We start from the raw sequence: 20,111 nt of genomic DNA on the forward strand, positions 1-20,111 counted from the left end.
ACGAACAGCCATATTTCCTAAAATCAGACAATTAATCTTAAAACACCCCATAAGAAAAGCAGTTGCCTTAGTAAGAAAGTTAGCTGAAGTACGCCCGCTAATGATGCTATGTCCACTAATTCCACTTCCACCACCTAAACTACCTAGACCATCTCCACCATTTTTCTGCAAAAGAATTGCTCCAATAATAGCCACAGCTAAAATAACTTGAATCACTAAAAATATTAATTGCATATTCATCCTTTATTATTATATATTTTGGATAATTTTATAGAGTTTTTCTGAACTCAAACTTGCACCACCAATCAACAATCCCGATACACAAGGTATTGACAATATAGACGCAGAATTTTCTTCATTCACTGAACCACCATATATTATTTTTACATTTTGTTCAAATGTTTGTGAAGACTTTATAAAAATTTCTTTACTCTTTAAGCTCAAAAACTCATGCATCTCCTTTATTTGCTCAACACTGGCAGTTTTCCCAGTACCTATGGCCCATATTGGTTCATAAGCAATAATTGTATTTTGTGTTGTAATAGAATCAGGCAAACACTCCTCTAAAGTTTCACCTATGTCTTGCTTATAATCCCCAGATTCCCTTAATTCCAAACTTTCTCCTACACATAAAATAGCCTTTAACCCCACCTTATGAGCATTATAAATTTTCTGCTTTATAATTTGATTGGTTTCTAAATGCTGTTTACGTCTTTCTGAATGCCCGACAATCACATAACTGCACCCACTATCAATAAGCATACTAGAACTTACATCTCCTGTAAAAGCTCCACCCTCAGAAGAGAAACTTGAACAATCTTGTGCACCAAGTTGAATTAAGCTAGCTCTTAATTTTTTACTTAAAATTCCTAGTAAAGTAAAAGGAGGGCAAATAACAAGTTGATTATAGGAAATACCATGTGATAGAAAATCTCTTAAGAATTCTTCCGCTGAAGAACTGATTTTATTCATTTTCCAATTAGCAACTATTAACGGCTTATTATTATTTTTCATATCAATTCCATTCGCTTAGTTTTATATTTCCGATCATATAACACTATATCTATTTTTTCACCTGCAAAAATTGACATCACTAAGTTAGTTAGGTATAACCTATTTATGTATAAACAATTATTACGCTCATTTCAAATATTTATTGATACTAAATTTAGGTTGCTATGCTAAAAAAAATTCGTAAATCGGCTCACAGTTATGTATTTAAGATCTTATTCGTATTGCTTGCCTTTATTTTTGCAATAGGACTAGGAGACTTTTCACGAAATAATGCTAGTACCGTTGCTACAGTTGGAAATAACAAAATTTTTCTTAGCGATTTTTTACAATCTAGACAACAAACAAATGGTAACTTATCCGACACTACAAAAAGCCAGAAAGAACTAATAAATTATAGTGTTATGATGAAATTAATTACCCAAAACTTGATAAAACAAGAATATGAAAAAATGGGGATTAAAATAGCACCAGAAATAATCGTTAAATACATTGAAGAGGATAGTAACTTTTATAATAACGGTATTTTTGATTTAGAAAACTACAAAAAAACTCTAGAATACAATAATATATCTGAAGACAAGTTATTAAGTATAGTATCAAATCAAATTGCGTCTAGATTTTTACTAGACTCATTAATAGTTAACCTTCCTCTCAAAGCTACTTTAAGTGATTACTTAACTAATTACCTATCAGAAAAAAGAACTATTTCTTTGCTTACTGTTGATATGTCCAGAAAGAACATAAAACATTTTTCCGAACAAAACTTAGATAATTATTATCAAAATAATAAAAACTCATTTAAAACAAAGGAACTTCGTAGCTTTAGCTATTTACTAATAGATCCTCAATATATAAAGAAAGAATTTAAAATTAGCGAAGATGAGTTACTAAAAGAATATGAAGAAAATAAAGAAGAATATAGCTTAGCTGAAACCAGAGATTTTTATCACTTCTTAGCCCCCTCTCAAGAAATTGCAAATCAGATCTCAAAAGAAATAAAGTCGGGAACCTCCCCTGAGACAGTTGCAAAGAATTTTATTGGAAAAAAAGTTATAGCCGAAACCTTCAGCAACCAACCAGCGCAGAGTTTTTTAAGTAGCTTAGACTTATCTCTATTTAACTTAGGAGAAAACGATAGCACCCCCCCTATAAAATCAGAACTTGGATGGCATGTTTTTAAAATTCTAAAAATCAACCATAAACAATATAAAAGCTTTGATGAAGCAAAAAATGAACTTAGAGAAAATCTTTTATATAAACTTGCTGAAATAGAAATGAATGACTTAGTAAAAACTGTTGAAGATGATATAGCTTCAGGTGCTAACTTTAAAGACATTGCTCAAACAAATAATATTCAGGCAGGAGAAGTGGAAGAAATCTCCCTTGATGAAAAGGACTCTATTAGCAACATTAACTCTGCTATATTAAGTCTAGCATTCAATACCCCTGAAATGGAAGAATCGGAGGTAACTATGCTTGATCCTTCAGGATATGCAGTTGTAAAAGTTACTAAAATTTTTCCCGAAAGAACACAAAATTTTGAAGAAGCAAGGGAACAAGCAAAAACTAGATATCTTTCTCAGTTAAAAGACGAAATAACCTTAGAAATAAGTACCAAATTATCTGAGAACTTTAACTCAATAATATTAGAAAAAAACAATAAATACCAGCTAGATAATAAACTAGTTCAAGAGTTATTAAAGCCAATCTACAATAAATATGAAATAGATTTTATTGATGAAGCTGTAATTACTTTAAAAACAGAAGAATTAGTACGACCTTCGATTGGAACCAACAACCTTCCAGAAGATTTTGTAAATAAATTATTCCAACTAGAGCTGAAAAAGCCATCTCTTCCAGAAAAAATAGATAATGCTAAATACGCCATAGCATCAGTTGAGAACATCACTTCTAATAAGTTAGATCAAAATATTTATGGTCAAATTGGAAACATAAGCGAGGTTAACTATAAAAATGAAATTTATGATCAATACATGAATTATCTAAAGAAAAAATATAATGTAAGAATTTATTTTGATATTATTAATAGTTATGATTCACAATAAGAACTAATTAATTAAAGCCTCTTTAATCAAAGGAATAGTAACAGGTCTTTTACTAATTCTACTAAAAGACTCTAATTTATTTATTAAACTTATTAGTTTAGTAAAAGATCTTTCAATACGAGGAATTATATAATCCACCGCAACAGAATTAATCTGCAAATTACGATCAGATAAATGTTTTAGAAGTACTGCTTTTAATAGCTCTGTATCTGGCGACTCTATTGAAACCGAAGGGATAGATAAAAGCCTAGAACGTAAATCAGCTAAAGTTATATTAAGACTAGCTGGAGGGATACTAGAGTTAAGCAGAAGATATTGTCGATTCTCTCGAACTACGTTAATTAAATGCAATAAAGACTCTTGGTTTATATTTTCTATATCTTCTAGGATTAAAGATTCATTATCAAAGTAAAAATTATGTAAATCATTTTTACTTAATCTCTTTGCTCCAGAAGATTTTTGCCATATATAAGAAAGGTGAGTTTTTCCACTGCCATGCTCTCCATAAACAAGAATTATATTAGCATAAACACCATTTCCCCAATTAGGCCATTGTTGTAACATTTCAAAAGCTTTTTTATTAGCCTTGCTAATGAAAAAATCTTCTGTAAAATATCTGGCATTTATAGGAAAGTCTAAACATAACTGCTTCACAATTATTCGCCTTTCTGTCTATATAAATTACTAGCAAAATAAAATTTTAATAAACCTTTTAGTAATACTCCTAACACAGCGGCCACTGGAATAGCAAAAAACATCCCCCAGAAACCAAACAAAACTCCGCCAGACATTAAAGCAAAAATTATCCATACTGGGTGCAAACCAACTTTGCTACCAATAAGCCTAGGAGTAATAATAGAACTCTCAAGTATATGCCCTACTACAAAGATTATCATAGTTAGAAAAACGTAGAACATATCAGAAAACTGCAATAATGCAACCATGATACATATAATAAACCCTAAAGCCACCCCCAAATAAGGAATAATAGTTAATGTTCCGATAATGATTCCTATTAATAAAGCATAATCTAAACCCACTATACTTAAACCAATGATATAAAATAAAGATAATATCAAACACACATTTATTTGCCCTCTAACATACGCAGACAACACTTTATCCATTTGTTTTAACTGAATAATAATACTTTTTTTATATAAAAGAGGAAGCAGACTATGAGTTGATTTAACAAACGAAGGCCAATCGCGCAATAAATAAAATACTAAAACAGGAGTACATAATGCTAGAATAATAATATTCAATATTGCCATACTGGAATTCAGTATATTTCGAATTACCACTACAACATATTCAAAAAACCTGCTAGACAAACTATTTAATTGTTCTTGGAAACGCCCACTTAAATCTGGGTCTATGCCTTCTAAAAATTCTGCAACCACACTCAAAACATTATTAGACATATATTCTTCATATTTCGGAATTGCAATAATAAATTGATGAATTTGCTTAAACAAAATTGGCACTAATTGAACAATTCCTACTATCATAACAATGGAGAAAACTCCAACTATTATAGAAACTGTCCATTTTCTTTTTAATCCCCTTTTCTCAAGTTTTTTAGTTAATGGATCAAGTAAATATGCAATGATTATACTAATAATAAAAGGAGCGAGAATGGCTCCAATAGAAAAAAAGAAGAATAACACTAAACCAATAAGCATTATGAATGAAACAAGCTTTATATTATCTTTCATACCCTCCTACCTAATAAGTATATCCACCAAATGAAGATTTAGTTAAGATAAAACTATCCTTACTTTTATCTATAAGACTAAATCCATGTCTTTCAAACAAAATTTTTAAATCATCTACCGACACTTTAGAGGTAAAGGAGAAATGATAATTCTGAATATTCATTTTTTCTAGCTTAACATCGCTAATATAAGTTATTGTTTTTAAGATATTTTGCAAATTAATCCAATCATCAATCCTATCAACTGGAAAATCCACCGTTATAACTTGTGGAGGCACAAGTATAAAATTATTAGAAACCTTCTTATCGTCAAAATTAAACTTCTGGGCCCTATCATAAGCAGTATTGATCAACTGAGATATATTAGATCCCGAATCATCAGTAAAGTAATGGGTTTGCCATGAATAGTGATATTTATTTATATAATTTACTTTAAAAGAAATTCGATGACTTTGCCCATCCTGTATATCCTCTAAATTATATAGAGCTATATTATTAACATTATATTTTTCAAGGAGAGGAGACAAATCAATTAAATTTTTGCCTAAAATATTTTTATTAATAATTCTAAGATCTTCAATATCTACTAAAGGCAATACAAACTTGCTATTTAATTCATGCTCTCGCCAGATATCTAACCACGGATTATCATCTTCAAGCCAATAATCTTTATCTCCCTGAACAAACACAGGAATCACAAGAGTGGTCAAAGTAGGAGACAGTGATTTAGTGGTTATCACTGGAGATGAATTAACACCCTCATTTTTATAAGATGATTTATTATTTGATAAATTCCCTAAAAAACTAACACCTAAACTCTTCATAAACTTGTCAACATGGGGACGACTAAATATTACTTTAAGCCTTGCATAATAATTAGTAGCAGAGCGTTTCTCATCAGATAATTCATAACTTTTAACTAAACTAAAAATATCATCCCTGTCCATTGTACTTATTTTATCTTCTGCCTCAGGGTAATGCAATTTAACTAAACTTCTAAAAGCTTTCATTTGGCCACCTTCTATAGCCTGATTACGGGCGATGCTAGCACTTTTATTACTTGAAGATATTTTGATATTTTTAATAACATAAACTTCATTTGCTCCAGCGTGAACACTAGCAAACAAAACTAAACCTAAGATAAATCGTATGATCATTTATTTTACTTAAAAAATTATTAACCATTTGATTATAAAAGAAGCACATCGCCAAGGCAAGATTTTTCAAAGATCGACTAATCTAAAAATAGCTCATTTTATTTATACAGAAGTATTTAAGTTACGAAGTTTCTTAAAACACAACAACAGTCACTTTTCAGTTAATTTGTTAATTGATAGTTGATATAACAGTAAATATATATTGGCATCCTGATCTTTATTAGATCAACACAATCTATATTTAGATATTTTGTTTGGTTTTAATTACTCAAAGGAGCTATAAATGGTAAAAAACAAATTGAATACCCTTGAAATATTGTACGAAGAAATTACTATTGCTATCGAACAGAACAACACGAAATTAATCGAGTAACTCCTGAGAATCTTTTTCACAGCAAAAATGGGTTAAGCTTCTTAGAAAAAGCAGCTGAATTTGGTAACAACCATATTTTAGATTTCTTATGGAATAAAATCCCTACCACAGAAAAACAGCAAGCAATGATATTGAGAGAAACTGTTTTAAATAATCAAGTTGATACTGTGCTATTCTTATTGGATGAAAAAATCTTGATACAAGCACCAAAATTGCTGGGGTCCCCGCTTTATTTTGGGCAGAAACTAGTGGAAATTCAGAAATAATACAGTTATTAACAGAAAATCGAGAAAGAAACTCCACTACAGACACATCTGATGATACAGGGTATAATGATGTTATGGAGAATACGCAAGAGTCTTATCCTGGAGATCAAACAATGACATCACCAACACCTGATCTACCAAAACTCACATTCAATAATATCTATCAACATAATTATTCTCCATATATCTACGCAGCTGCAAGCTTTATTATACTTGGAGCAACATACTATAGATCATATAAATTTTATACTCACGATGACAGTGGCACTCCTAACCCAATTTCTGGCTTATCTACAATTGTAGCGGCTGCAACTAAAACCGCACATTCTTATGTTAAAGGATTTTTGGGGGCAACTGCAATAGCAGCAAGCTATAACCAAGATGACAACGATGATAAAGATATCATAGCAGACAAAATCCCGGCTGAATCCTTCGTAGCCGTTGGAAACTATTTGCTTGAACGTGCAATGAATAATAATGATAGTGGAGACCGGATCTCCGAATTTAGCGGAGATTGGGGTGACCCAATTTGCGTCGAAGAATAATTTTTTTTCTTATTTATATAAATGGCCTTAACAAACCAATCCTTCTTAAGGCCATTTTAAATTCATCTTGTTAAAACAGAGCTTAGCTGCTAATCTTCGTTATATATTAAAAAGCCTTAAAACTAAAAACATGTATAGCAATTTAGCACAATTAGGCGTTGTATTGTCCATTTTATTGGGAGCATTAGTTCCTCTTGGATTAATATGGATAAAACCCCTAGGAGAGTCCAAATTTAGAAAACTTCTAGATAATGTAATTCTTATTCAGTTTATATTAATCACCTTTGCGTTTATATCCTTAATCTACGCCTATGTAAACTCAGACTTCTCACTATATAATGTCTTTCGTAATTCTCATCAAGCAATTCCTCTTATTTACAAATTTTCTGGAGTATGGAGCAATCATGAAGGCTCAATGATTTTATGGATATTTCTATTAAGCTTAGTAAATTTTATTTCCACTCAACATAAACTATCAGATAAAAACAAGATCTGGATTTCTTCAATTCAAATTATTATAACCAGTAGTTTACTAGCTTATACTATACTAAAATCCAACCCTTTTGTGAAAATAACCCCAATTCCAGAACAAGGAGCTGGCTTTAATCCCTTGCTTCAAGACATTGGTTTAGCAATACATCCCCCTATTTTATACATAGGCTATGTAACCACTATAATCGCTTTTACAATTGTTATTGCTGCTTTAATTCAAAAAAAATTATCATCTCCTATGTTAGAAATAATGCAAAAATGGACCTTAATATCCTGGTGTTTTTTAACTCTTGGGGTGACCTTAGGAGGATGGTGGGCATATAGAGAATTAGGCTGGGGAGGATATTGGTTCTGGGATCCAGTAGAAAATGCTTCGATTTTACCATGGCTCACTTCAACAGCATTAATTCACTCTATATATGCCTCTAGAAAACTAGATACAAATTATAAATGGACAATTCTTCTATCAATTTTTACTTTTCTTCTAACAGTATTAACAACATTTCTAGTTCGCTCAGGCATTGTGACTTCAGTCCATTCCTTCGCTAATGATACCAATCGTGGAGTCTTTATTTTAGGATTATTATTTTGTTATTCTGTATTCTCACTAGGATTATTTGCAATTTATGGACAGCACTTTAATTCTTATAAAAACCATAACTGGTTATCTCGTTTTGGAGGAATCAATCTAGCAAATATCTTTTGGGTTATCGCAACATGTGTTATTGTGCTATCTCTAATATATCCACTACTTATAGAAGTTTACACTGGAGAAAAAATTAGCATTGATCGTAGCTTCTTTGAAAAATCATTCATTCCTCTTTTAATACCTATTATATTATTACTAGCCTTAACTCTCCCTAGTTCTTGGCAAAAAATATTACCTATACATTATCTTCATTTTACTTATTCTTTGGGGCCAGCCGCTTTAATATCAGTATGTTTCTATTACTACTCCATTAACACTCCCAGCATAATTTCCACTATAGCCTTTTTTAGTGGAGCATTAGTAGTTACTAGAATGGGATTCTGGTTTTATCAAAGGCTCGCTTCGCCAATAACTTTAAAATTTTATTTAATATGGGGAATTCATTTAGCAACCGGGCTACTGGCGATGAACATATCATTCATTGAAACTAATTCTCTAGAAAAATTGATAAATATGAAAGAGAGCGAACAAACTCAATTTGTTAATTTTGATATTCATTACAATAAAAAAGAAAACATTGCCGTAAATAATTATTTAGCAGGCAGAGTTGTTTTAGATGTAGAAAAACATAGCAAAAAAATAATAACTTTAAAACCTGAAATACGCTATTACCCTGTTGAAAAAACTCAAACCTCAGAAGCTAGTATTTACCATACTTTCTTTTATGATTTATATGCTGTAATAAGTGAAGTTACCAAAGATGCAGATGTTATAATTAAACTATACTTCAAACCTATAATATCCTGGATGTGGATGATTTTTGGTGTTTTATTTATTTGTGGAATGTCACTATTATCAACTCAAAAAAGCAAAAAAAATGCGCCTAATTAATTATATTCCATTACTAGGATTCATAATTGTTTTCTTAACTTTATGCTATAGTATAAAGTTATCATATAATTCTAAAGATTATGTTTATAAGTTATCTCAACTAGAACTTACCCTAAATTCAGGTCAAAAATTAGACTTAAAAGATTTAAAAGGAAAATTTTGTCTACTTCACCTTGTTGCCCCTTGGTGTGAATCCTGCCAAAATGACTATCCATTATTAAATAAAATAAAAGAAAATACTGAAGCAGTTCTTATTAGTGTAACTATTGGAAATAAGAAACCAAAAAGTAATCCTCTATATGATTATATCGCTATAGATAAAGACCACATTATCACTAGAATGCTCAAAATACGAAATATTCCTGAAACCATAATAATTAATCCTGAAGGAGTGGTGGTATTTCATTACACAGACATCTTAGAGAAACAAGAAGTTGAAGATAATGTAATACCAAATATGAAGCTTTAGAAGACTAAAGACTGGTGGGTCTGGATGGAGTTGAACCATCGACCTCACGCTTATCAGGCGTGCGCTCTAACCACCTGAGCTACAGACCCATAATCTGGGAAATTGAAATTTATTAGATTGAACCACCTTTGTCAAGCTTTATTCATTACAATTCTTAATAAGATTGCAAGGCAATTTTCCTTAGTTATTGTTGAACAAGAAGAATTTAACTAGATATCCAAACAAAACTCAACTATTATTTAATAATATAATAAATAATAAAACTAATTATTGCCATGAAAGATGAGAATATTAATACTAGATTCATAAAATTAGCACAAGACCCTAGTTCAATGAAAAAATCTATAAAAGAAGAGGTCCAAAACATGGACACCGATAGACTCAACATTGCTAGAGAGGCGGCAACAAAATTCTTAAAATTTACAAAAGAAGACCTCGAACTTATAAAAGAGGGAGCAACATGTCTTGCAAAAACCACTAGAAACTTATTTAAAGAATTACGACGAAACAAATCAAATTTGTTATATGCAATAGAAAAAACAAACATAGATGATTTATTTAAGAGTATACAAAAACTAAAAGAAGCTGGAGTTTTTGAAAAACTAGAACAAATGACCCCTAGTGTTAGAAGAGACAAAAAAGAACACAAAGAATTCCAAGAATTAATAAACAATATAACTTCTCCAGAAACTCCTGAAGGTTTAAAGGCATCCTTGAAGGATCACTTAAGCAAAGACCCTAACTCATTAGAGAACCTTAACTCAGAACTAAAAACATTTCTTAAAAAGGAAAATAGGAAAGTAGTAAAAATATTTACAAATCGTAAATTAATCGGCGCTGCTTTTGAAGCAATTAATAGTAGAGCAGGAAAGAATTTTGTTAAAGTATTAGCAGATAAAAGATCTTCTAAAAATAAGATAGCAAGAGCTTATGCACGCCTAGCTTTCACTGCTGTAAGAAAATATTTCCTCCACACAAAGAAACTTGTTGAAGCAGCTGTAATCCTAGATAGAGTACAAAAAGAGGATTATAAAAGAAAACTAAATGACCCTAAAATCCGAGCACAAGAAATGATAAATATTTTTAACAAATCACCTCATAATGAGCTTGAAAGATTAATTAATAATCACAACCTTGGTAGAGGTGCACCACCCAGAATAAAACATAATGTAAACATCCAACTTAATGGTAGAGGAAGATGAATTAGTTAGAATCAATTGAATATAAAATTTCTTCCATAATTTTATCACCTCTTTTTCTATCAGTAGAACCATTAATCATTATAGAAAACACCAATATCTGGCCATTATCTTTTTCTAGATATCCAGCTAAAGCTGTTACTCCTCCCATATATCCTGTCTTCGCTCTAATCTTTCCAATTAAAGCTGGAGTATCAATAAATCTTTCCTTTAAAGAACCATCAAGCCCAGATATAGCCAGAGATTCATAAAAATATGGCCAAACTTTTTTGTTTCTATGGGCCTTAACAAATAAATCCACCAAATGATTAGAAGATATTAGGTTATACCTCGAACCTCCTGAACCATCTTTTATAACTATTTCTTTGTTATCAGTTAATTTGGATATTGCCTTAGTAGCATTAGAAAAATTACCTTGAGTGTTATAATATTTAGCCCCTATAGTTTTTGCAATATTATCAGTATATACATTATTAGAATCTTTCATAACTGTCTTTAAAAGTTCTGACATATTAACTGATGTATCTTCTAAAACTGGCTTATATTTAGAAGGAGTAATTTTAAAAACAATTCCTCCCTTAACTATAATATTTTGATCTTTTACACCTTGCTTTATCATTCTTTTTATCATTAAACGGGGATCCTGATAAGCTATCCTTAAAGGAATATATTCTGATCCATAATCTATACAACCAGTGAGATCATAACTATTATCTGGATGCACAAATAATTCGGGACTACAACTTCTATCCTTTTTCGTTACAATCTTATTATTTACAGTTTTGGCAAATGATGAACCGGTTAACTTAGCAATTCCATCAATATTCTTGGAAGGAGAAAGATTAAGAAAAAAACAATTACCATTGATAGTAATAGCACTTGTAGGAGCTGCAAAACAAAACTTACTGTCATCCCAAGGCCAACCTTCTGCCTGGTATTCTTGGTCAAATATATAATCATCTATTATTAGATTGCCCTGTATAACTTTAATATTATGCTTCTTCAATCCATCCATTAACTTAAAAAACTCTTTTTTTGTAAGACTAGGATCACCTAAAAACCTAATATATAAATCATCAGATAATACCCCTTTAGAGTCTACTTTAGATTTATCAAATAAAATTTGAGTACTATACTTAAATTCGGGGCCTAAATATTCTAAGGCTGCATAAGAAGTAAATGATTTTGTAGTACTAGCAGGAATCATTAAACGATCAGGACTTATAGAATATATTTCTTCCTCTGTTTGCAGATCTTTTATTTGCATAGTAAGACTTATCTTACGAATAAAATCTTTATTTTTCTCTAAAACTTTATCTATCTTACTTTCTGCCTGAGAAAAAAAGGGCAATAAAATAAAAATATATTTTAATATTCTTATCATGCATTTCCCGCTAAATTACTATAATTACTCAGAGTTATTCCTGTCATCCCTAGAGCCTTACTCCATCTAGAATGATATTCCTCCAGGAAAACTAGTTCATAAATCTCTCTTTTACTAAGATTATTTACTGGCAAAAGCCAATCATCTCGTTTTATTTCAGCTAATAACTGGTTAGGAGCCCAAGAAGTATGTCCTAAAACAAACATGTTATGAAGGGGCCCCACACCCGATACAATATCTTGAAAAACTTCTGTATCAATATTAATTAGAATTTCTTCATCCCCACATTTCAAAGAGTTTTTATTATAGTCAGAGCTATGTAACAAAATTCCCTTCTCTTGTTCCACAGGACCTCCAAAATACACGGGCAAACTACCAATAATTTTATGATCTTGGTTTTCTAAATTAAGAACCTTTGTTATGGTTTGGCTATCTACTTTATTTAAAACCTTATTAATAATAACTCCAGAAGTGCCTGTGTGATCATGCGAAACAATGTAAATAACCGACTTACTAAATATTATTCCAGTATCCGCATAAGGACTACTAATGATGATATCACCTGGTTCAATTATTTGATATTCTGACAATTTTATGCTCCTTAAAAAACATCTCACTGTATATTCTTTGTATATTCAATAATATCACTAGCTCTTATATATTCTCTACTTGTTGGAGAGCTCATTTTAATTACCTTATTAGCTAGAGTCTGACTTTTTTGGTAAGCTCCCTGATAAAAATAATAATCTGCTAAAGCAGATATTGCTTTTGTTTTATCTCCTAACTCTCCATATGCTCTAGAAAGCATAAAATGAGCTGCTAAATCTCTTGGTTTATCTATAAGCACCTGCTTTAACAACTTGGTTGAAGAATTTAGCAACTGATAATCTTTAGGCCCCTTAGCTAAGTTTATTTTAGCTGTCGCTGTTTCTATTCTTATCAAGTTATCGTTTGGTAGAGCATTTAATGCTTTCTGATAATATTTAACAGCATCATCGAATTTGCCATTTTCAAAATAAAATTGCCCCTTCAATTCCCAAAGGTATGGATCATTAGGCTCTAATTTAATAACTTGATCTAATAAATTAATAGCTTCTTTAAATTTTCCTAAACGAAAATACCCGATAGATAAACCATATTTATTATGCTTATATTTGTTTATCACTTCACTAGGGCTAGATAAAAAAGCATTCAGCTTAACTGCCATACGTTTAAACTTAAACCTTATATCAGGAGTAATATTATCTCCAAACTTACCTAGTTTTGATTTAATTGAGTTGTTAATACTAGCTATTCTATCATTATTCAAAGGATGCGTTCTAGCATACGGATCAGGGCTAATAGATCTTTCTCTTTGGTTCATATATTGAAAAAACTCAATTAAACCCTCACCATTATTATGAGTCTTATAAAGAAGATCTATAGCTATTTTATCTGCTTCTGTTTCATGTTCACGTGAATAAGAAAGCATCCCTCTCTCCGCAGCCTGCATAGTACCCAAACTCATAGTGGTTCCTGCCTCAGGAGCACCAGCAAGTGCCAAAGCTAAACCTAGTGCAGCTCCACCCATAGCAATTTTAGACATATTTTCATAATCACCACGCATCCTAACAAGATGACCAGCGTAGATATGAGCTATCTCATGCGCCATTACTCCATAAAGTACATTCGGGTCATAAGCAAACTTAATAATTAAGCCAGAATTAATAAACATTTCTGTGCCATTAGTAACAAAAGCATTAAGTGTTGGATCCGCAACGATATGAATATTAATCTTTTTTGGGTTTAATTTAGCAGCTCTAACTAATGGCTCCATAAAAGACTTAAGATTATTTTCTATCTCTGCATCACTTATTATTTGTATATTATTATTGCCTGCAAACGCAAAACTAGAAAAGAATAATACTATTGATAATAAAAAATTCCTTACCACCAATTAACTCCAATTGTCGTAGAAGCAAGAAATATTAAGCCACCTACAATAACATTGATCTTAAACCTTCTAGCACAATTTTCTCTATCGTCAACATCAATAGTATTAACTTGCCAAAATAAAAGTATAACAGGAAAAGTCATAAACACATAAAAATACGTTTTTACACCTAATATTCCAAAAGCAAATATAGCTAAAGTTATAAAAATGGTATAAAAGAAATTCAAATACTTAGTTGTTTTCTTTCCTAACTTGATAGCACTAGACTTAAGACCAAGTTTTAAGTCATCATCTTTATCTTGATGTGCATAAATAGTATCGTATCCTAATGTCCAAAAAATAAATCCTATATATAATAAAACAGCAGAGAAACTAATACTTTCCTTCACAGAAGCCCAAGCCATTAGAACGCCTAAATTAAAAGTGATCCCCAAACATAACTGAGGCCAATAAGTAAATCTTTTACAAAAAGGATATAATGCAATTAATGGAACTGATAAAAAACCAATCATTACAGCAAGACCATTTAAAAATAACAAAAGCACTAAAGCTAAAGTCAATAAAGCAGCTAATAGTTTTATAGCGTTCTTGGAGCTAATTGTACCACTAGTTATAGGTCTATTTTTAGTCCTTAACACTTCTCTATCAAAATTACGATCAACAAGATCATTAAAAATACATCCCGCAGAACGCATAATAATACTACCAACAACAAAAATAATAATTAATTCTGGATAGTTATTAATGTGACCGTCTGTAGCTAAGCTTAAACTAATCAAGCAAGGCCATAAAAGCAATAGAATACCAACAGGTTGATGCAATCTCATCAATTCTAAATATGGTTTAATCGTCCTTATTGATTTTAACATCCTGTTTCAACATCCCATTCTGATATAAATAATAAGCAGATTGATAGTAATTTATCGCCCGATTTATTAACGCTTTATCTGGACTAGTCGCTTCTATCCTATCATTATCTAATAATTTATAAGTGTTTTCAATCTTTCCAGGAGATAAAACAACTAATTTATTGTTTTCAATATATCCTAACTTCTGAAAAGTAGAAATAAAAGAATTTTGATAAGTTTTACTTAAAATATCATTACCAAAAAACCTACTATCATATTCAATATTCAACAAAGCTAAAATAGTTGGAGCAATATCAATTTGACCGGCAACTTTTGATACAACCCCAGGAGAGATTATTTTAGGCGCATAAATAAACAAGGGAATTCTATACTTCTCTGGAGGAAGAGCCGTTTTTCCAGCACTCCCGGCACAATGATCAGCAACAACCACAAATATAGTACTATCAAACCAAGGCTTGCCTTTGGCAATCTTAAAAAATTCTCCTAATGCATAATCTGTGTATTTAACTCCACCATGCCTACCAGTTTTAGATGGTATATCAATTTTTCCTTCAGGATAAGTATAAGGGCGATGATTTGAAGTGGTCATAACAAGTGAGAAAAACTTCTCCTTATTTAAATATGATTGGTCCGCTTGTTTTATAACTTGTAAATAAAGGTCCTCATCCGAGATTCCCCAAATATTCTCAAAACTAATTTCCTCTGAAGGAATATTACTTCTATCCCAAATCTTAAAACCATTCTTAGAAAAAAATTGGTTCATATTATCAAAATATCCATATCCCCCATAAATAAATTTAAGTGCATAATTTTCTTTATTTAGCACAGTTGCTATAGAAAATAAATTCTCATTATTAGGACGTCTAACCATAGACTGCCCAGGCATAGGAGGTATGGATAAAGTAATTGCTTCCAACCCTCTAATTGTCCTAGTACCAGTAGCATAGAAACGATCAAAATAAAGAGACTTTTCTATCAAGTCATTTATAACTGGGGTGATAGACTTATCATTAACTAAGTTAGTTAAAAATTCAGAGCTTAAGCTCTCAATAGTAATTAATACCACATTATAGTTTTTCTGTGGCCCCTTAGCTTCAATATGTCTTTCTAATAACTTAGGTTCTATAAGCTCTTGATCCTTCAAGGTAATATAATTAGATAACTCTTTAAAAGCTAAGTCTTGATCGCGAGTTGAATAGAAACTCAAATAATCTATAGAATTATTTCTAAAGGCTGAAAATAAATTATACAAACCGTTTTTACTCAATTCATTTAAGTAGTTATTCTCTTTAACATCTGTAATCTTAGGGTTATAGAAAGAAAAACTTAAAGTAACTATACAAGAAAGACTCACTAATAAAACAAGTTTTTCTCTAAAACTAAGTAGAGCTTCTAAGTCAGATCTTATTCTAGAATGAAGGTTATAATAAATAATCACTGCGCTAAAGAACAACAAAGACAATATTAATGGCACTGGATATGATTGAGTAATATTACCAATTACTTCATGCGTATAAACTAAGTAATCAACAGCTATAAAATTAAATCTAGTGCTGAACTCAAGCCAAAAAGTAAATTCAGATATAATTAGGAATCCTAACGCTAAGACTACAAAAAAATAAAAACAATATGTAATTGATTTAAGTATCTTGCTCTTATTCTTAGGAACCAACAAAGCCAAAAAAGCTAACGGAGCTAAGATATAAAAAGCAGCCACAAGATCATTAATTACTCCCAACCCCATCACTTGCAAGAAGTCTAAAATATTAAAATCTACCTGACCTTCATAAAGGGCAAATGATAATAAAACCAACCTACTTAATGCATTAAAAGCCAAAAATAGAATTAAAATTGTTGAATTAGCAAGGCTATTTAAAATTTTTAACATATTTTATTGTCTCTTTGAGTAAAAATCGGCCAATTGTTTAATGTGACCTATTTCATGCAGCTGCATTTTACTATGTTTAAACTTAGTACCAAACGGCACTATGGCAGAAGTAAAACCCAATTTAACAGCTTCTTTTAGTCTGGTTTCAGCATGACTAACTTTACGAATCTCTCCTGACAAACCGATCTCACCAAAAATTATTGAATTATTAGGATTAGGCACATTAAGTGAAGAAGAAAGCAATGCACAAGCAACAGCAAGATCCGCTGCGGGCTCATTAATTCTAAGTCCACCAACAATATTTAGATATACTTCTTTATCATATAAGTTCAACCCATATCGAACACTAAGAACAGCAATAATCATTGATAATCTATTTAAATCCCAACCAACTACCGATCTTCTAGGAGTTGGAATATATGACGGAGCTATAAGAGCCTGCACCTCAACCAACATTGGTCTAGTTCCTTCGATACCGGCCAAAACACTAGAACCACTAGCTTTTCTATCTGACGGAGATAAAAACAGTTCTGAAGGGTTAAGAACTTCTTTGAGTCCTGATTCCTGCATTTCAAAAACACCAATTTCATTGATACCACCAAAGCGATTTTTTACAGCTCTAAGTATTCTAAAATGATGTCCTCTCTCTCCTTCAAAATAAAGCACCGTATCCACCATATGCTCTAAAACTTTTGGTCCAGCAAGTTGACCATCTTTGGTAACATGACCAACTATTAGAACAATAACACCTTTTGATTTAGCAAAATTTACCAACTCATGAGAACAAGCTTTCACCTGAGAAACTGTACCTGGAGCTGAATTAAATTCATTAGCATACATAGTTTGTATTGAATCAATCACTACCAAGTCTAATTTATCATCTTGGTTAATTAACCCTAAAACATCATGAACATTAGTGGCTGACAATAGTTTTACTGGAGACTCAGAAAGCCCTAAACGCCTGGCTCTTAACTTAATTTGTTCACTCGACTCTTCCCCTGAAACATAAGCGCAGTTTAAATTATTTTTTCCCAATTGAGAAACTAATTGCAGTAATAATGTAGATTTTCCAATACCCGGGTCGCCACCTATTAAAATAGCTGAACCTTTTACCAAGCCTCCACCAAGAACTCTATCTAACTCAGACAACGCAGTTGGAATGCGGCTATATTCATTAACATCAGCAGACAACGCTTGAAATGACAATTGACTATCTGGATTAGAAGCTTGAGATTTTTTGTTAAACTTATTTACGACCTCTTCTTGCAAACTGTTCCAGTCTCCACAATCTTCACATCTACCAGCCCATTTATTATGAACTGCTCCACAGCTTTGACAAATATAACAGGTTTTAATTTTACTCATAAAATTAATTTAAATATACGCAGTATAAATTAACAAGCATTGTAGATAAATGTATAAATCTAGTCAATTGAACTTTACAAGATAGTTTAGTTAATCATATAAAATAACAACATTTATAAAAAATTATCTTGACCTTTTTTATGAGTATGGTAAACATAATCTCGGATAGATGTCCGAGCGGTTTAAGGATCCGGTCTTGAAAACCGGCGTACGTTCACGCGTACCGTGGGTTCGAATCCCACTCTATCCGCCACTACTAACAGTTGATATACGCCTCCGCAACTTAACTATTAGCAAGCTCAACCGCCTCAACCCCGCTGAATTGCTAAACTTTTGACTTTTCTGTTTTTGCTATAAAACCTTATTTTTCTCCTATGTTTAACTGATTCTCATCGCTATTTTAAGGCATTTTTAGTCTCCAATCTCCAAATCAGGCAAACCTTTTTTAGAAAATGCATCTTGAAAAAACTAATTAAATGAGCTATTCTTAGGCTATAAAATAGATCAAATGAGAAAATATTATGAGTAGTGTTGTTCTATCAGATTTAATAGCTAGTGTATCAGAATTAAAAAAACATCCCATGCAGGTGGTTAGTCAAGCACAAGGTAAACCGCTTGCTATTCTTAATCGAAATAAGCCTGCGTTTTACTGTATTTCTCCAGCGATGTTTGAAGCCTTAATAGAAAAAATTGAAGATGAAGAATTGATTAGATTAATTCAAACAAGATCGGGAGAGCAAGAAATAGAAGTTGATATAAATGACTTATAAACTTACATTTCTTAAAAGTGCTCTAAAAGAATGGGAAAATCTAGATCATCAAATTAAAGCGCAATTCAAGAAAAAACTAGCAGAGCGCCTTGAAAATCCTGTAATTTCAAAAGATAAGTTGTCTGGCTTGAATGATTGTTATAAAATCAAACTTAGAAATGCTGGTTATCGATTAGTTTACAAGGTAATAAAAGATAAAATCACAGTTCAAGTCGTTGCTGTTGCTAAAAGAGATAAAAGCTTGGTGTATGATTTAGCAAGAAAACGAATTGATAATATATAAACAAAGAAAATAATGAAAATTAAAAATATTATTTTTATCATTATAGTTTTATTGTAATAAAAATGGTTGCGCAACCTATATTTGATAAGAGACCAATCATATTCGAATCATATAATACTGGACAAAAATTCGAAGTAGTTATTAGAGATATTTTTGTTAATGGTAGTGATTTAGATAAAGCGGTAGATATTCTCCAGGATTCTAAAGCTAGCTGTAGGATTAAAATTAAAAATGATCTTACTGGTCATATGCCTGAAGGAGCCCAATTCGCAATATATTGCTATTATCGACCATATCTTTCTTTGCATCCGTTTTAGCTGTATAAAATTACTTTGTATGCGGATAAAAATCTTAAACTAATTGATTCTTGGAGTGAAATAACCAAGTATTGAGAAATTTTAGAGTTTGTAAGCGTATACATTCACTTAACGATCTACTACATTACAAACTAGCCACCTGCTCCGCACCCTTCAGAAAACCTCATGTTTTAAAGTGAAGAAAATTTATTTTTAGTGCCATACACTCCGCCATCTTCTTGTCTTTTATTTAGTGCCACTCCCTGATCCCTATGTTCCTTATAGTTTATAAACCAAACAAAATAAATAACACTCTAGTTCATTTTTTGCTAGACAAATATTCCTTATGGTTATATAAAATCTGTACTGAATCTAAAGGGCCTGTAGTTCAGTTGGTTAGAACACACCGCTCATAACGGTGGAGTCGTAGGTTCAAGTCCTACCGGGCCCACCACTATAAAAAGGAGCAAATGATTCAACTCTTG

At 31.4% G+C, this 20,111-nt stretch carries 19 protein-coding genes and 3 tRNA genes; 10 read left to right on the top strand and 12 right to left on the bottom strand.

The features are described 5' to 3' along the window. Nucleotides 1-234, bottom strand: a 234-nt coding sequence (gene secG / locus N4A31_06955) for a preprotein translocase subunit SecG (protein ID MCT4635956.1), incomplete at its 3' end; no start/stop codon positions are given. 15 nt (nucleotides 235-249) lie between these two features. Next, nucleotides 250-1,014 (bottom strand): triose-phosphate isomerase, encoded by a 765-nt coding sequence (gene tpiA / locus N4A31_06960; GenBank protein ID MCT4635957.1) that lies wholly within the window; start codon nucleotides 1,012-1,014, stop codon nucleotides 250-252. Nucleotides 1,015-1,178: 164 nt separating this feature from the next. Between tpiA and N4A31_06965 the strand changes: the two genes are divergently transcribed. After that, complete coding sequence (locus N4A31_06965; protein ID MCT4635958.1) at nucleotides 1,179-3,080, top strand: SurA N-terminal domain-containing protein; 1,902 nt, start codon at nucleotides 1,179-1,181, stop codon at nucleotides 3,078-3,080. A gap of 3 nt (nucleotides 3,081-3,083) precedes the next feature. On the opposite strand, the gene N4A31_06970 is transcribed toward N4A31_06965, so the two are convergent. From N4A31_06970 to N4A31_06980, 3 genes are read right to left on the bottom strand one after another with little or no spacing between them, the layout of a single operon-like run. Further along, a complete protein-coding gene (locus N4A31_06970) occupies nucleotides 3,084-3,734 on the bottom strand; it encodes a DnaA/Hda family protein (protein ID MCT4635959.1) in 651 nt (216 codons plus the stop codon). Between the two features lie 2 nt (nucleotides 3,735-3,736). Then, a complete protein-coding gene (locus tag N4A31_06975) occupies nucleotides 3,737-4,798 on the bottom strand; it encodes an AI-2E family transporter (protein ID MCT4635960.1) in 1,062 nt (353 codons plus the stop codon). A 10-nt stretch (nucleotides 4,799-4,808) separates the two neighbouring features. After that, on the bottom strand, nucleotides 4,809-5,954 hold the full coding sequence (locus N4A31_06980) for a hypothetical protein (GenBank protein MCT4635961.1): 1,146 nt from the start codon (nucleotides 5,952-5,954) through the stop codon (nucleotides 4,809-4,811). A gap of 713 nt (nucleotides 5,955-6,667) precedes the next feature. On the opposite strand from N4A31_06980, the gene N4A31_06985 reads away from it, so the two are divergent. The 3 genes from N4A31_06985 to N4A31_06995 all read left to right on the top strand — a co-directional run bounded on the left by N4A31_06985 (nucleotide 6,668) and on the right by N4A31_06995 (nucleotide 9,639). Continuing rightward, entirely contained in the window at nucleotides 6,668-7,138 is a 471-nt protein-coding gene (locus N4A31_06985; GenBank protein ID MCT4635962.1) for a hypothetical protein, read from the top strand. Nucleotides 7,139-7,205: 67 nt separating this feature from the next. Beyond that, nucleotides 7,206-9,170, top strand: a complete 1,965-nt coding sequence (locus N4A31_06990) for a heme lyase CcmF/NrfE family subunit (GenBank protein ID MCT4635963.1) — start codon at nucleotides 7,206-7,208, stop codon at nucleotides 9,168-9,170. Then, nucleotides 9,157-9,639 (top strand): TlpA family protein disulfide reductase, encoded by a 483-nt coding sequence (locus tag N4A31_06995; protein ID MCT4635964.1) that lies wholly within the window; start codon nucleotides 9,157-9,159, stop codon nucleotides 9,637-9,639. The genes N4A31_06990 and N4A31_06995 overlap by 14 nt, the downstream gene beginning before the upstream one ends. Nucleotides 9,640-9,651: 12 nt before the next feature. On the opposite strand, the gene N4A31_07000 is transcribed toward N4A31_06995, so the two are convergent. Next, a tRNA-Ile gene (locus tag N4A31_07000) sits at nucleotides 9,652-9,728 on the bottom strand. Nucleotides 9,729-9,971: 243 nt separating this feature from the next. Between N4A31_07000 and N4A31_07005 the strand changes: the two genes are divergently transcribed. Continuing rightward, entirely contained in the window at nucleotides 9,972-10,841 is an 870-nt protein-coding gene (locus N4A31_07005; protein MCT4635965.1) for a F0F1 ATP synthase subunit delta, read from the top strand. Between the two features lies 1 nt (nucleotide 10,842). Here N4A31_07005 and dacB read toward each other — a convergent pair whose 3' ends face one another. Genes dacB through radA form a run of 6 tightly spaced genes read right to left on the bottom strand, consistent with a single transcriptional unit; the run spans nucleotide 10,843 to nucleotide 18,277 of the window. After that, nucleotides 10,843-12,222: a D-alanyl-D-alanine carboxypeptidase/D-alanyl-D-alanine-endopeptidase gene (gene dacB / locus N4A31_07010; GenBank protein ID MCT4635966.1), complete on the bottom strand. Its 1,380-nt coding sequence runs from the start codon at nucleotides 12,220-12,222 to the stop codon at nucleotides 10,843-10,845. Beyond that, nucleotides 12,219-12,812, bottom strand: coding sequence for a YqgE/AlgH family protein (locus tag N4A31_07015; protein MCT4635967.1), 594 nt, complete (start codon nucleotides 12,810-12,812; stop codon nucleotides 12,219-12,221). Before N4A31_07015 ends, dacB begins: the two co-directional genes overlap by 4 nt. A 23-nt stretch (nucleotides 12,813-12,835) precedes the next feature. Then, nucleotides 12,836-14,155 (bottom strand): M48 family metalloprotease, encoded by a 1,320-nt coding sequence (locus N4A31_07020; protein MCT4635968.1) that lies wholly within the window; start codon nucleotides 14,153-14,155, stop codon nucleotides 12,836-12,838. Continuing rightward, nucleotides 14,149-15,024 (bottom strand): 4-hydroxybenzoate octaprenyltransferase, encoded by an 876-nt coding sequence (gene ubiA, locus N4A31_07025; protein ID MCT4635969.1) that lies wholly within the window; start codon nucleotides 15,022-15,024, stop codon nucleotides 14,149-14,151. The genes N4A31_07020 and ubiA overlap by 7 nt, the downstream gene beginning before the upstream one ends. Next, nucleotides 14,999-16,912, bottom strand: a complete 1,914-nt coding sequence (locus N4A31_07030; protein MCT4635970.1) for an LTA synthase family protein — start codon at nucleotides 16,910-16,912, stop codon at nucleotides 14,999-15,001. The genes ubiA and N4A31_07030 overlap by 26 nt, the downstream gene beginning before the upstream one ends. 3 nt (nucleotides 16,913-16,915) lie before the next feature. Beyond that, a complete protein-coding gene (gene radA, locus N4A31_07035) occupies nucleotides 16,916-18,277 on the bottom strand; it encodes a DNA repair protein RadA (protein ID MCT4635971.1) in 1,362 nt (453 codons plus the stop codon). A gap of 163 nt (nucleotides 18,278-18,440) precedes the next feature. Here radA and N4A31_07040 point away from each other — a divergent pair. The 5 genes from N4A31_07040 to N4A31_07060 all read left to right on the top strand — a co-directional run bounded on the left by N4A31_07040 (nucleotide 18,441) and on the right by N4A31_07060 (nucleotide 20,080). Further along, nucleotides 18,441-18,530, top strand: a tRNA-Ser gene (locus N4A31_07040). 268 nt (nucleotides 18,531-18,798) lie between these two features. Beyond that, nucleotides 18,799-19,047 (top strand): type II toxin-antitoxin system Phd/YefM family antitoxin, encoded by a 249-nt coding sequence (locus N4A31_07045; protein ID MCT4635972.1) that lies wholly within the window; start codon nucleotides 18,799-18,801, stop codon nucleotides 19,045-19,047. After that, nucleotides 19,037-19,330: a type II toxin-antitoxin system RelE/ParE family toxin gene (locus N4A31_07050; GenBank protein MCT4635973.1), complete on the top strand. Its 294-nt coding sequence runs from the start codon at nucleotides 19,037-19,039 to the stop codon at nucleotides 19,328-19,330. The genes N4A31_07045 and N4A31_07050 overlap by 11 nt, the downstream gene beginning before the upstream one ends. 62 nt (nucleotides 19,331-19,392) lie before the next feature. Then, nucleotides 19,393-19,647: a hypothetical protein gene (locus N4A31_07055; GenBank protein MCT4635974.1), complete on the top strand. Its 255-nt coding sequence runs from the start codon at nucleotides 19,393-19,395 to the stop codon at nucleotides 19,645-19,647. A 356-nt stretch (nucleotides 19,648-20,003) separates the two neighbouring features. After that, nucleotides 20,004-20,080 (top strand) — tRNA-Met (locus N4A31_07060). Nucleotides 20,081-20,111 lie beyond the last annotated feature (31 nt).

Source organism: Rickettsiales bacterium (assembly GCA_025210695.1).
GTDB lineage: Bacteria > Pseudomonadota > Alphaproteobacteria > Rickettsiales > CANDYO01 > CANDYO01.